Origin of the sequence: Lacticaseibacillus camelliae DSM 22697 = JCM 13995 (assembly GCF_001436615.1) — a bacterium.
GTDB lineage: Bacteria > Bacillota > Bacilli > Lactobacillales > Lactobacillaceae > Lacticaseibacillus > Lacticaseibacillus camelliae.
Genome location: NZ_AYZJ01000019.1, coordinates 19,596 through 31,276, shown reverse-complemented (window position 1 = coordinate 31,276; position 11,681 = coordinate 19,596). Strand labels below are relative to the sequence as shown.

Genomic DNA, 11,681 nt, shown 5'->3' with positions numbered 1-11,681 from the left:
AATTGAACAGGAACGGGTTAGTTGAAGAGTCGGCCGAAAAAGCCCCGCTTTTTGTCGGTCTTTTGGGCTGGCGAGGTCACGTCTGAGGGTGTCGATAAATCGATGTCTTTGATGTTGATTGCCTGACTGGCCACCAGCAGGATGCCTGCAGCGGCCGAGGCCAGGCTGGCGGTACCATCATTAACCAGCGTGAATTGCACGTTTTTAGCGCTTGCCGCCTGCATGTAAGGGGCCGTGAGTTCGGGGTCCAGCTTGCCGTTGATCAGCAACTTGAACCCCGGTTGATCAGCGTACTTCGCCAGGGCGTTCTTAACTGCTGTTAGTGCACTTGGCTCTTCAACATCCTGATTCAACACCCGAATTGCCACGCGCTCGCGCAGAGAGCCCAAAAAGTGCCGACGTTCATCTGGATTGGTCTGCGGCGGGCCAAAAATGCTACTATTAAGGTGTTGTTGCAGATCATCGTCAGCCATGGTCAATTCCTCCTTGGTGGCGCTTGCAGCGCACGTATATTAAGTATAGCAGAAGGGGGCGTGTCATGTTCACCGATCAGGATTTTACCGTATTTGATGAGCCTACTTTGACGGGCCGGCTGGGGTTGATCCGCCGCGTCATCGACCCCAAGTTTGAGACGGCCGGCCTGCAGTTGGCGGCTTTGCTGGAAGACGAAGGGCTGCCGCCTTTGAGCCTGCACATCGCGAAGCACCAGCGGCGGCACAAGAACCCGCCGCCGGATACTTGGCTCGCGTTATCAGCCAATCAGCGTGGCTATAAGATGACGCCACACCTGGAATTGGGTCTGTGGGACGACCGGGTATTTCTCTGGCTTGCGCTGTTACAGGAGGCCAAAAAGGCGCACATTCGCGTGCCGTTTGACTCATTGCGGCCGCAAATGGTGCTACTGCCGACAGACATGGAGCTGGCCGAGGATCACACCAAAAAGGAAGTTCTGCCGCTGACCTTACCAAATTATGATCGTGTCAGCAGGCGGTACGATAACACCATCGCCGGTGAGTTCTTGGTGGGCAAGACCTACCTTCGCTCAGATCCGATTTTTGGTGAACCGGATGAGCTCTGGGCAGACATCCAAGAGCGCGTCGTGCGGCTGGCGCCGGTGTTCAAGACCCTGCTTGCGGCCAATCCCGGTTGAATCAAGCCTTTTGAAGCAATAAAAATCGTCTCCCGATGGGCTACCTGCATTTTTGCAAGTGACCGATTGGAAGACGATTTTTGCGTTTTGCTGGCATGCGTTATGATGTCTGCACATCGGTCCCCTTGCCGCGGTAGGTTGTCAGCCAGTGCGCTGATGAATCGGCGCTGTTATCGTAAGGGCAAAGTAGGCGGATATCCGCCACCAGTTGCTCAGCCTCACGGCGCGTTTGGGGCGTGTCCTGCTGATAACACTTCGCCAGCGTTTGCAGCTCGCTGACTTCGGCATTGGGCCACCATGAGATCAGCCACGGTTCATGCTTGAAGGCCGCGGTCAGCTTAGGGATCACGCTGGTGACGTGAAAATACACCGCGCCGTACATGAAATTGGTGCAGTTGTCGTAGAGCTGCGCGGCCACATTGGTTTGCGGCTTGAGGTGCGGGAGAATGACGGTGATGAGGTCATCGTAGTAGGTTTGGTCGATGCGGTTGATGTTCAGATTGAGGAGCTCGGTGTCCTGGGTGCTGAGGGCGCTCAGTGAGCGAAAATAATCCACGATGGCGCTTTGCTCATCGTGAGAGGGGCTGGCATATAACGCGTCACTATCCGGGAGAAAACCTGGGGCGGCCCAGTGGAGGACGGTGATCAGTCCGCCTTCATACATCACGCGCAAGCCTTTGGGCAGGTTTGGCGTGGTGTGGTGAAATTCTTTGAGCACCCTCTCGAAATCTTCGCGTGTGCGATGGGTTTCCTTAATATTTGAGGCCATATCGAATATTTTGAGCCGGTAGCGGCGGAAGGTGCTTGTTTCGTCAGTGGCAGTCTGCATCTGACTGGTGGGGATGATCATGCGCTGCATCAAGACAATCGTACTGCGAAAGCCGAGTTGTGTTTTGCCGTGCTCAAAACGCGACTGGGCCGAAGCTGACCAGTCGCCGAGGACATCGCTGACGGTCAATCCGCGTTGCTTGCGCAGGCGGCCCAAAGTCGGGCCGAACATCAGCTTCGCGTCCGGCGCGATGGCGAGCTTTGGATCGTGGTGATCCTTCAAGACCTGATTGTGCCAGCAGGGTTTGGTCCGCGCCTCTTGCGCCGCGCGGGCAAGGAAAGCAGCCAACTGGTCTGCGCCAAGGCGCCTAAGGGCAGTCAATAGCGACGTCAGATCCTTATGCTTCGCAATGGCCACGACAGCCAAAAATTGCGGCATCACGTTGTTAAAGTGCAGTTGCAGTCCCGGAATTTTACTGATTGCGGCCATATCGGTGGCAATCTGTGCTGCCAATGGGGTGTCATCATGCAGCAGTGCGGTGAGTCCTAACCGCCATAAGGCCTCCCGCCGATAGCCCAAGGTTTGCCCAGTCAAGGCTGTCAGCCGCTGCCAGCACAAACTGGTCAGTTCGTGGCTGGCGTAAGGCAGGACACTGGTGATCAGGTAGTATTCAAAATTACCCCATTTTTCGGGATACGCGAGCATATCTGCGAGTTGCTGTTCCAAAGTGAGCGGCAGCCGGCAGTCCTCAGTCACTGACCGTTGAAGATAAGGCAGCGTCTGCCGAATCAGGGCGGCCAATGGTTTAGCGCAGATATCCTGTTGCAGGTAGGCAGTGATTTTGGCGGCGAGAGCTGGCCGTTGACCGTTGACGAGTTCTGCTAGTCCAAAGGGAAAGCCCTTTTTATCCGTGGCCAGCATTTCGCCCAAGTCATTGGCGCCCATGCCAAGATTGAACATCAATCGCCCAGCGATTTTCAGGCTGATGTCGCTTTGGTCGTGTTCGAATCGTGAAATAGTGGCGGTGTTCAAACCGCTTGCCGCCTGTGCCATTGAGATATGCCGTTGCGTGCGAAAAGCATGAAACATTTGACCCAGACTTTGCGCCATCCCGATTTCCCCCGTCCCTCTCGAATCCGTAATTGCTAATAGCATAGCACGATAAGGCGAAAAAAGTGGGCCTAAATTCTGCTGTGTCGGCATTGAAACCGGTTTTGCTCAAGCGGCGCGGCCAGTTTTTATTTGGCAGGATGCCCGTTCATTCAGATAGAGCGGTGGCGTGGTCATGGGGAGTATCCGTAAAATTGGTGGCATAGTACAATAGAGATAAGCGTTTCTAGGGGTGGTGAAAATAGTGAGACAAATCTATTTTCTGTGCACTGGTAACTCCTGTCGCAGTCAAATGGCGGAAGGGTTTGCCAAGCAAATGCTGGGTCCGGCCTGGCGGGTGGCCAGTGCCGGCCTGCGTCAAGATGGCCTGAACCCGCTTGCGGTCAAAGTGATGGCCGAGCGAGGCATTGATATTAGCAAGCAATACTCGAAGCTGATCGACTTGCAGTATTTGCGGTCCTCTGACCTGGTGATCACGCTGTGCGGGGATGCGCGGGATCACTGCCCGGTGGTGCCGGCAACAGTGCGGCGGCAGCACTGGCCGCTGCCTGATCCCGCAGCGGCGACGGGGACTGCCGAAGAGATCCTGCTCGCATTTCGGAAGGTGCGAGACGAAATCGCGCAGCGGATGACGGCTTTGGCAGAAACAGCGGGTTAGACCGCATCAGGGTTAACTCAAAAAGCGGCGGCTCGCCATTTAATCGTGAGTCGCCGTTTTGTTTAGCTGCTAACAAAAAAACCACCATCGCTGGTGGAAAAGTTTGGGGGAACTTTTTAGGAGTGTTTCCATTCCGCTGGCAGTTGTTCGTATCTCTGCCTTTGGACAACTTCAGATTATCACATCTTATAAGCTTTGATAACAAAAAAATTCAAATTTAGCCAAAAAATTTTTTTCTCACCAATTTTTTCTTCGCGAACCGGCGTGTTCTTAGCTTGTACGTTGTCTTTGGTATGCTTAAAAAGCCTATTTTCGTCCGTTGGAACATTCTTCGCTGAGAATGGTCCGCGTTTTCAAGCACAACGTCAAATATCGCAATCTGATGTCCACTGACACGGTTTGATCGCCTCAAAATAACTAATTTGCGGTGTGATCAGGCCACCGGGGCAAGAAAAAATGTCATAAACGCCCGCTATCGATGATTTTTCGCATTGCGGTTTGAACGTTCATCAGCGTCATGTGCGGGTCCTGTTTGAAGGCAGGCACGAGCTTGGCGGCCGTTAGCGTGTCAGTTTTCAGCAGCAGTTTGCCCGTGATGTCCAACACGGTCAGGCCTGAGTCAGTCAGTTGGGCCGTGAGGTAGCCGCCTTCGATCCCTTCATCGAGTAGTTCTTGCATCCAGTTTTGCAGGCCTCCTTGAATCACCTGCTCCTCTGTCAGCGGTTGCCCATTCTGCCGGCTTTGGTCGACCAGTGCGGTGACCTGGGCCATGGTTTCTGGAATTTCGTGCATGAGTGCCATCTCCTTTGTCTTTTCACCGGCATTGTACGCTTGCTGACCGGATAAAGGAACCAAAACGGCCCTAAAAAACCAGCCGCTTGTGCGACTGGCAGGTAAACGATTAGCTGACTTTGGGCTGGGCGACAAAGGCTTGAGCGGTGCGCACCGCTGCGGCCCGCTTGACGAGGAGGGTGAAGGGCCGCAGCTGGGCCGCGTCTTGCTGCCACAGGTTTTCCGGGTGCCACTGCACGGCGAGGATCTGCTGATCGCGGGTATCGGCGACCGCCTCGATGACGCCGTCCGGCGCAGTGGCGATGATCTGCAGGCCTGGGGCGACCTTTTTGATGGCTTCGTGATGGCGCGAGTTGACGTAGGCATGCTCGCCCACCAGCTTGGCCAGCTGCGAGCCGGCCTTAACCGTTACGTGGTGGGTCGGGTACTGCCCCGGGGCAGCCTGGACGTGGCGAATCGTGGCATCAGGATCTTGACTGGCCAGATCCTGGTACAAGGTCCCACCCAGCGTCACGTTGAGGATCTGCAGCCCGCGGCAAATCGCAAAGATGGGTTTGCCAGCTGCAACCGTTGCCTTGATCAGCGCCTGCTCAAAGCGGTCCTTTGGATAGGTGACACTGCCGATGTTTCGGCCGGGTTCCTCGCCGTACAGGGTCGGGTCAACGTCGGGACCACCTGGCAGCAGCAGACCGTCAAAGGTTGTCACAGCCGCTTCCGCCAGCTCTGCCGATAGTGTGACGTCATCGGGAAAAGGCAAGATGATCGGCGCACCGCCGGCCTTGATGATTGCCGTTTTGATGTCGCGTGGGGCAAAGTCCGCGTGGTTGAGATTCAGTTCAGCAGACGGCGTGTCTAAGGCATCGCCGGTCATGGCAATAATGGGACGCATGGGATCAATCCTTTCAGAAAATCATTGTCACCTACTTTAGGACTTTTTTCCCAGCAGTCAAGTAAAACTTGGTAAACTATCGACGCGAAAAAGCCGCCCGGCATTTGCTGGGCGGCAGAGTTGTCAGGCGCTTATTCAGCATGGAAGAAGTCGTCGTTCTCAAACATCAGCTTCACGAAATCATGGGCGTACTCTGCGCGGTTCCAGTCCCGTTGCCACTCGCAGGCCAACTGGGCGTTCGAGATCAGTTCGGCGCCGGCCTGTTCAACGCGGCGCAGCGCGGTTTCGTGGGCCAGCGTGGAGGTGCCACCAATCGCATCCACTACCGGGAAAACGTGGTAGCCTTCGCGCAGCGCGTCAAGCGTTGGAAACGCCATGCAAGCCTCGGTCCACAGGGCGCACATGATCAGATTTTGGCGACCGGTGGCGTGGACGGCTTTGTTGAAGTCCTGGTCCTCCCAGGCGTTGATGTTGGTGCGGTCAAACGTGGGCTGATCCGGCATCAGGTCGCGCAAGGCCTTTAACGTGTCGGCGTTGCGCCCGGTCGCGACATTCACGGTACTGAGGACAATGGGGACGTGATAGGCTTTCGCTAACTTAATGGTAAATGAAACATTTTTAATGAGTTGCGGGTGGCTGATCGACTGGATCGAGGAGACCTGGGTTGGTTGGTAGTCGATTACCAGCAGGACGGAATTTTCTGGGGTCAGCAGCGGATCTTCTTCTGGGTTGCGACGCGGATAACTGGTCATGGCGCTTACCTCCTAATTGTTGGATACGCTTGCATTGTAGCCTGCGGCGCGGATAATGACTAGTAAAGCGACTCGGCAGGCGAGACGCATCAAGGAGGGTGTCATGGCTCACTTCTTTCAATCCCTATTCAAGGGGATCGCCAACTTTTTCACGCTGCTGGCAGGAACTCTCAACCGGCCATTTTTGCCGCCGGATTCAGCACGTAAACGGGTGCCGCGTCAAGATGAGGACGATTGGCGCCACCGGTGAGTCTGGGTGGCGGCATTTGAGACGCACTCAAGGAGATGACAAAGAATGACGAAAATTACAGATCAACTGGCTTTGGAGTTTGGCCTCGCGCCGGCGGATTTTGCGCAGCCGTACAACCGGTTCATCACGGCGCCGCCAGTCAGTGGGGCGCGGTATTGGGCCCGCGACGCCGGCGACCTCGTCGTGTATCAGGATCATCTCTACGTCCGCACGACCAACCCACTGGTGACTGACGGCATCGCGCTGGATTTCAACACGACGCCAGGCGAGTGGTTCTTCGCGTGGCCGCACCTGCGCGAACTGGAGCGGCTGCTGCACCGCTACGGCTGGCAGATCACCAACCACGCGCCGTTTTTTCTGCCGGCCGGACCAGTCCAGCCGCCAAGCGACTCGCACCTGATGCTCATCGAGCGAGCCGACATTCCGCTGTTCAAAAAGGATAAGCGGATCCACGAGGCTTTTGCCTACGATGACGTTGATCCCGACATGCTTGGGGTTGGCTATTTTGACGATGGCCAACTCAAGGTGGTAGCCGGGGCCAACCAAAATGGGCGCTACACCTGGGAAATTGGCGTCGAGGTGCTGGATCCGGCTTTCGCGCGCCAGGGACTGGCTGTCAAGGTGGTGCAGGCGCTGACCGCCGAGATTCAACGGCGCGCGCCCGAGATGTTGGTGGTTTACGGCACACAATTTTCGCACATGCGGTCGATGAACGTTGCGATTCGCGCGGGCTTCAAAGTCGGTTGGACGGAGCTGACGTTTGCGCCGATCCGCAGCCATCATTGAGCAGTTAAGTCGACCAGCCGCATGGCGTGAATTTTTCGTTTTGAAGAAGGATAAAGATGAGAATCGGAATTATTGGGGCCACCGGCCATGTTGGGCAAGAAATGGTGAAAGCGGCATTGGCTAAAGACCACGAGGTCACGGCAATCGTCCGTAACCGAGCCAAAGTAGAAAAACTGTTCGGCAGCAAAGTCACGGTGCTGGCCAAGGACGCCTTGACGCTGGACCGGGTGGATCTTGATGGCCTGGATGCGGTGGTCGATGCGTTTGCGTCACCGAATGCGTTCCAGCACCTGGATCTGGCCACTCGACTGATCAGCATGTTCCGAGAGACGGAACGGCCGTATCTCTTGTTCGTCCTGGGGGCTAGTTCCTTACGCCTGGCTTCAGGCGAGCTGATGCTGACACAGGTGGAAAAGCAGGCCGCAGGGGCCCCGTGGGTCGCGACGCCAGAGCAGCAGGTTCACGAGTACCAGTACCTGCAGTGGATCAAGGACGTGGCGTGGACGGCAATTTCGCCGCAGGCCACCCTCACGGACGGTCCGCTCGGCGATTACCGGCTGGGTACCGATCAGGTGATGACGGCGCCAAGCGGGAAGTCCGAAGTATCCGCGGCAAATCTCGCGGCGGCAGCCATCGCCGAACTCGAAGCCAAAACCCATATGCGGCAGCGGTTTACGGTGGTGAACGCGTAGACCACGCAAAAAGCGCTGACTCAATCTGGCAATGACCGCCGGTTAGAGTCAGCGCTTTTTGCGGCTAGTGCGTGGTTGCGCTTTTCGCTTAAAAGGCAAAAAATGCCACCTCGTTTTGTGCAGACGAGGCGGCACGTGCTTGACGCTAGGCCAAAATTTGGTCGATGGCCTGTTCTTCTTCTTCGCTGAAGTTCAGGTTGTTCAGGGCCTTGACGTTGTCATCCAACTGGCTGACCCTGCTGGCGCCGATGATGACACTGGCGACGGCCGGCTGCCGCAGATCCCAGGCCAGGGCCATTTCGGCGAGGCTCTGGCCGCGTTTTTCCGCGATGGAATTCAGCGCCTTGATCTGGTCAAGCTTGCTTTCCACATCGGCCACGTGCAAGAACTTGCTGTCCTTGCGGGCGGCGCGGGAATCTTCCGGGATCCCGTGCAGGTACCGGCCAGTCAGCATTCCTTGTGCCAGTGGGCTGAAGACAACGGCGCCCGTGTGATCCTTGAGCAAGGTCGGGAACAGGTCTTTCTCTGGATCGCGCCCGAACATGTTGTAGCGGTCCTGGTGGATGATGTAAGGCGTCTTTAAATCCTTGAAAATCGCGGCAATTTTTTCTGTGTTCTCGGCGTTATAATTCGAGATGCCGACGTATAAAGCTTTACCACTTTTGACCAGTTGATCAAGGGCCAGCGCCGTTTCCTCCAGCGGGGTGTCCGGATCAAACCGGTGGGAGTAGAAGATGTCAAAGTAGTCCAGGCCGGTGCGCCGCAGACTCTGGTCGCAGCTGGCGATAATGCTCTTGCGCGAGCCCCATTCCCCGTATGGGCCGGGCCACATGTAGTAGCCGGCCTTGGAGGTGATGACCAGCTCGTCACGGTAAGGCTGAAAGTCTGCTTTGAAAATCCGGCCAAAGTTGCTTTCGGCACTGCCGGCTTCCGGACCGTAATTGTTGGCAATATCAAAGCAAGTGATGCCTAGGTCAAAGGCGTGCCGCAGCAAGTGGCGCTGATTTTCCAGCGGATCGACACTGCCAAAGTTGTGCCACAGGCCTAGTGATAGTGCAGACAGCTTCAAGCCGCTGTTGCCCACGCGGCGGTACTGCATATTATCATAGCGAGTCTTTGATGCCAAATAATTTTCCATGAGCATACTCCTTTAGTGATTTTGAGATAGCGCTTTCGCGTTTACCTTCTCAGACTATCACTTATCGGAACATGGGGGCAAAATTTTTCTCCGGTGCAAGTGGGAATTTGCCGAAAAGGGTTTTCTAGCGAAGCTGGTCGCGCTGAGTCGGTGTCTGGCCCCAGAGAAATGCCGCAACGGCGTGATTGACCACCGGGTTATTGATATGCAGCAGGCTGTGCTGGGCGTGCGAGCCAACCACTGCCTTTTCCGCATACGGGCCGTGATACTCGCGCAACACATACCGGAGGCTGCGCGCCGAGGCGACTGTGACCACGGTGTCTGATGCGGAGCCGTCGTTGACGTCACCGTAAATGTTCAACACCGAACCGGCCTGAAAGGTGCGGCGATGGTTTAATAGCCGTTGATATTCCGGCCGAATTTGGCTGGGCTTGCCCAAGGCATTAAGCGTGACTTCGTGAGGGCGATCGTCCCAGTGCATGATGCCATTGTATGGGCCGGCAATCGCCACTAGGTGGTCAATGGTGACCGGCGACTTGGTCATGCCACAGGCGATCGCGGCATAGGCACCCATCGAATGGCCCACCAGATTCACAGAGGTGACCCCATAATCTCTGTGCAATGTCCGCATGACCTGGCGGAGCCACTGCGTGTATTTGGCTTCCCCGGCTATGTTGTTTTCGAATATCACGTTGATGAGGGGGTTGCGCTGATCGTTCAACCGGCCGTGAGTTGTGACTTGGCCATCACGCGACACCGTGATCGTCATCACTTGGCGGCCGGCCCCTTGAGCCTCCAAATGGTCGATCATATTGCCCAGGGACTGGGCGGTGCCCCGGTAGCCGTGCACAAATAAGGTCGGCGTTGGGCTGACCTTAAACTGATTATTTAGTTGGGTGCCGCCGCATAAAGCAAGCAGCGAAATCAGGCAGACAGCAAGAAGACGTTTAATCGGTCGCATATTTTTCATCTGTACTCCAATGCACCGTGACATATTGCCATAATCTTAGCATGCAATATGGCAATAAGACACCGGCAACCACCCATAAGACCAAATGCGGTGGGATGAATTTTTCCAGGCTGTAGCCGACTGCCTTATGCAGATACATGATCGGTACGGTGGCGCGCCCTAGTGCGACCAACCCGCGGCTCAGTGATATGTGACTGAGTGCTTGCGCTAAGACAAAGATGCCGAGTGCTAAGGCCGGCGGCACAAGTAGCGCGAGCAGTGGATCCGTCAGATGATGGGACTTCATGAACAGGAGGAAATTTAGCTGCCCGCTGGCCTGCAGCACGTACAGCAGAACAAACAGGCCCAAGGCTGCAAGCCCCAGCCAGTGCCAGTGGATCAGTGGCCTTGCGTAATGGAAGAACCACCAACCGATAAACATGTAAGGCATTGCCAGCAGGACTAAATCCAGGTTGCCAGGAAGGGGAAAGCCAAATATTGCCGTCGCATTGGGGTAGCTGGTCCCCAGGCCAAATAGCGCGAGCATGATTCCCGCCTGGATGGCCACCGAGCTCACGTAACCTTTGATCAGTGAGAACAAAACTAAGCTGGCCAGATAAACCGTCATGAACCAAAAAGCCGAAAGGTAACCATTGAGCAAGGTGCCACCGTAAAGTAGCCGTGCCACATAGCGCAGCGAGAAGGTGACGGTGTGCCGCTCGACAAAGAAGCTGACCGTGATCAGGGCGAATCCATAGGCGAAGTATTGCTTGAGTTGCGGCCAAATTTTAGTTTTCAAGTAGTGCGGCAGCGCCCGTCGCGTTAATGGTTTGACGAAAAAGCCGCCGATCATAAAGAATAACGGCATGTGCCACCAGTAAATACTTTGGTAAAAAGTCGTCCCTTTGGGCGCAAAATGGCCAATGACGACGGCGATAATGCCGAGACCCTTCGCAATGTCGATCCATGCCAGTCGTTTATTCACCAGATCCTCACTTTTCTTGCGGTAAACCGCGTTTAAATTTTTTCCGCGTGGTCCGTGTTTCCTCTCCACTATCGCAAAAAGGTGCGACCAGTTTATGACCAGCTGTGGCCAGTTGTGAAGATTTCTTGAGGCAAAGCGGAAAAGTTTTTGTCGGCCTCGGAATTGCGACGCAGGCGGGCAAAATGAGCAAAGCGCTGAGTCCCCTTCGTGGTATCGTGAGGATAGATAATAACGAGAAAAGGGGAAACACAATGGGCTATATCGAGGACTTGCGGCGCATCATCGGGCATCGCCGCGTGATCCTGAACGGCTGCTGCGCGGTGCTCGTCAATGAACAGGGTGCGCTGCTGATGCAGCAGCGCAACGAGCCGGCACGCCGGTGGGGACTGCCCGGGGGACTGATGGAGTTAGGTGAATCGACCCGAGAGACAGTCGTCCGCGAGGTGGCCGAAGAAAGTGGGCTGCGTCTTGATCCGGCTCAGTTGACCCTTCTCAATGTGTATTCCGGTGAGGGCACGAGTGTTGCGGAAAACGGCGATCAGTTCGACATTGTGAACACGGCTTATTACGCGGAGCACGTTAACGATGGCGAGTCACTTCAGTACCGCTGGGTACCTTTTTCACAGCTGCCGGAAAATGTTCCGCAAACGCACCGGCACGCGATTACGGACTACTTGGCCTTAAGGCATGCAAACAGTTGAACCGTGGGTGGGGGGTGACCAAACTACCAGCCGCCACGCAAAAAGCAGCGCCTCACATCA

14 protein-coding genes are annotated in these 11,681 nt (G+C 55.7%); 6 read left to right on the top strand and 8 right to left on the bottom strand.

Translation table 11 applies throughout. From position 1 onward, the window contains the following. Nucleotides 1-17: 17 nt before the first annotated feature. Nucleotides 18-473, bottom strand: coding sequence for a YueI family protein (locus FC75_RS03085; RefSeq protein WP_054662072.1), 456 nt, complete (start codon nucleotides 471-473; stop codon nucleotides 18-20). Nucleotides 474-538: 65 nt separating this feature from the next. Between FC75_RS03085 and FC75_RS03080 the strand changes: the two genes are divergently transcribed. After that, on the top strand, nucleotides 539-1,150 hold the full coding sequence (locus FC75_RS03080; protein ID WP_054662075.1) for a DUF1054 family protein: 612 nt from the start codon (nucleotides 539-541) through the stop codon (nucleotides 1,148-1,150). A 100-nt stretch (nucleotides 1,151-1,250) separates the two neighbouring features. Here the strand turns inward: FC75_RS03080 and FC75_RS03075 are convergent, their stop codons facing one another. Further along, nucleotides 1,251-2,972 (bottom strand): helix-turn-helix domain-containing protein, encoded by a 1,722-nt coding sequence (locus FC75_RS03075; protein ID WP_156403565.1) that lies wholly within the window; start codon nucleotides 2,970-2,972, stop codon nucleotides 1,251-1,253. A 301-nt stretch (nucleotides 2,973-3,273) separates the two neighbouring features. Between FC75_RS03075 and arsC the strand changes: the two genes are divergently transcribed. Beyond that, nucleotides 3,274-3,687 (top strand): arsenate reductase (thioredoxin), encoded by a 414-nt coding sequence (arsC, locus tag FC75_RS03070; protein ID WP_054662084.1) that lies wholly within the window; start codon nucleotides 3,274-3,276, stop codon nucleotides 3,685-3,687. A 459-nt stretch (nucleotides 3,688-4,146) separates the two neighbouring features. On the opposite strand, the gene FC75_RS03065 is transcribed toward arsC, so the two are convergent. The 3 genes from FC75_RS03065 to FC75_RS03055 form a co-directional block, all read right to left on the bottom strand. Further along, entirely contained in the window at nucleotides 4,147-4,479 is a 333-nt protein-coding gene (locus FC75_RS03065; RefSeq protein WP_054662087.1) for a hypothetical protein, read from the bottom strand. Between the two features lie 109 nt (nucleotides 4,480-4,588). Then, the gene (locus FC75_RS03060) at nucleotides 4,589-5,368 is read right to left on the bottom strand and encodes a gamma-glutamyl-gamma-aminobutyrate hydrolase family protein (protein ID WP_056989094.1); all 780 of its coding nucleotides are present in this window, start codon (nucleotides 5,366-5,368) and stop codon (nucleotides 4,589-4,591) included. 131 nt (nucleotides 5,369-5,499) lie between these two features. Beyond that, the gene (locus tag FC75_RS03055; RefSeq protein ID WP_054662090.1) at nucleotides 5,500-6,120 is read right to left on the bottom strand and encodes a hydrolase; all 621 of its coding nucleotides are present in this window, start codon (nucleotides 6,118-6,120) and stop codon (nucleotides 5,500-5,502) included. A gap of 103 nt (nucleotides 6,121-6,223) precedes the next feature. On the opposite strand from FC75_RS03055, the gene FC75_RS12615 reads away from it, so the two are divergent. From FC75_RS12615 to FC75_RS03045, 3 genes are read left to right on the top strand one after another with little or no spacing between them, the layout of a single operon-like run. Then, on the top strand, nucleotides 6,224-6,370 hold the full coding sequence (locus tag FC75_RS12615) for a hypothetical protein (RefSeq protein WP_156314289.1): 147 nt from the start codon (nucleotides 6,224-6,226) through the stop codon (nucleotides 6,368-6,370). Nucleotides 6,371-6,415: 45 nt separating this feature from the next. Continuing rightward, complete coding sequence (locus tag FC75_RS03050) at nucleotides 6,416-7,156, top strand: GNAT family N-acetyltransferase (RefSeq protein WP_056989093.1); 741 nt, start codon at nucleotides 6,416-6,418, stop codon at nucleotides 7,154-7,156. Nucleotides 7,157-7,212: 56 nt separating this feature from the next. After that, on the top strand, nucleotides 7,213-7,848 hold the full coding sequence (locus tag FC75_RS03045; protein ID WP_054662099.1) for an NAD(P)-dependent oxidoreductase: 636 nt from the start codon (nucleotides 7,213-7,215) through the stop codon (nucleotides 7,846-7,848). A gap of 145 nt (nucleotides 7,849-7,993) precedes the next feature. Here the strand turns inward: FC75_RS03045 and FC75_RS03040 are convergent, their stop codons facing one another. From FC75_RS03040 to FC75_RS03030, 3 genes are all read right to left on the bottom strand, one after another. Next, nucleotides 7,994-8,986: an aldo/keto reductase gene (locus FC75_RS03040; protein WP_056989092.1), complete on the bottom strand. Its 993-nt coding sequence runs from the start codon at nucleotides 8,984-8,986 to the stop codon at nucleotides 7,994-7,996. Nucleotides 8,987-9,110: 124 nt separating this feature from the next. Next, nucleotides 9,111-9,947 carry an alpha/beta fold hydrolase gene (locus FC75_RS03035; RefSeq protein ID WP_054662102.1) on the bottom strand — a complete coding sequence of 279 codons (837 nt, stop codon included), beginning with the start codon at nucleotides 9,945-9,947 and terminating at the stop codon, nucleotides 9,111-9,113. Further along, complete coding sequence (locus tag FC75_RS03030) at nucleotides 9,934-10,920, bottom strand: acyltransferase family protein (protein WP_162261093.1); 987 nt, start codon at nucleotides 10,918-10,920, stop codon at nucleotides 9,934-9,936. The genes FC75_RS03035 and FC75_RS03030 overlap by 14 nt, the downstream gene beginning before the upstream one ends. Nucleotides 10,921-11,171: 251 nt before the next feature. Between FC75_RS03030 and FC75_RS03025 the strand changes: the two genes are divergently transcribed. Then, nucleotides 11,172-11,621, top strand: coding sequence for an NUDIX hydrolase (locus tag FC75_RS03025; protein WP_054662105.1), 450 nt, complete (start codon nucleotides 11,172-11,174; stop codon nucleotides 11,619-11,621). Nucleotides 11,622-11,681: the final 60 nt, after the last annotated feature.

Coding starts and splice junctions, on each gene's coding strand:
- FC75_RS03085 (WP_054662072.1), bottom strand. CDS start 473: ATGGCTGACGATGATCTGCAACAACACCTTAATAGTAGCATTTTTGGC.
- FC75_RS03080 (WP_054662075.1), top strand. CDS start 539: ATGTTCACCGATCAGGATTTTACCGTATTTGATGAGCCTACTTTGACG.
- FC75_RS03075 (WP_156403565.1), bottom strand. CDS start 2,972: ATGGCACAGGCGGCAAGCGGTTTGAACACCGCCACTATTTCACGATTC.
- FC75_RS03065 (WP_054662087.1), bottom strand. CDS start 4,479: ATGCACGAAATTCCAGAAACCATGGCCCAGGTCACCGCACTGGTCGAC.
- FC75_RS03060 (WP_056989094.1), bottom strand. CDS start 5,368: ATGCGTCCCATTATTGCCATGACCGGCGATGCCTTAGACACGCCGTCT.
- FC75_RS03055 (WP_054662090.1), bottom strand. CDS start 6,120: ATGACCAGTTATCCGCGTCGCAACCCAGAAGAAGATCCGCTGCTGACC.
- FC75_RS12615 (WP_156314289.1), top strand. CDS start 6,224: ATGGCTCACTTCTTTCAATCCCTATTCAAGGGGATCGCCAACTTTTTC.
- FC75_RS03050 (WP_056989093.1), top strand. CDS start 6,416: ATGACGAAAATTACAGATCAACTGGCTTTGGAGTTTGGCCTCGCGCCG.
- FC75_RS03045 (WP_054662099.1), top strand. CDS start 7,213: ATGAGAATCGGAATTATTGGGGCCACCGGCCATGTTGGGCAAGAAATG.
- FC75_RS03040 (WP_056989092.1), bottom strand. CDS start 8,986: ATGGAAAATTATTTGGCATCAAAGACTCGCTATGATAATATGCAGTAC.
- FC75_RS03035 (WP_054662102.1), bottom strand. CDS start 9,947: ATGCGACCGATTAAACGTCTTCTTGCTGTCTGCCTGATTTCGCTGCTT.
- FC75_RS03025 (WP_054662105.1), top strand. CDS start 11,172: ATGGGCTATATCGAGGACTTGCGGCGCATCATCGGGCATCGCCGCGTG.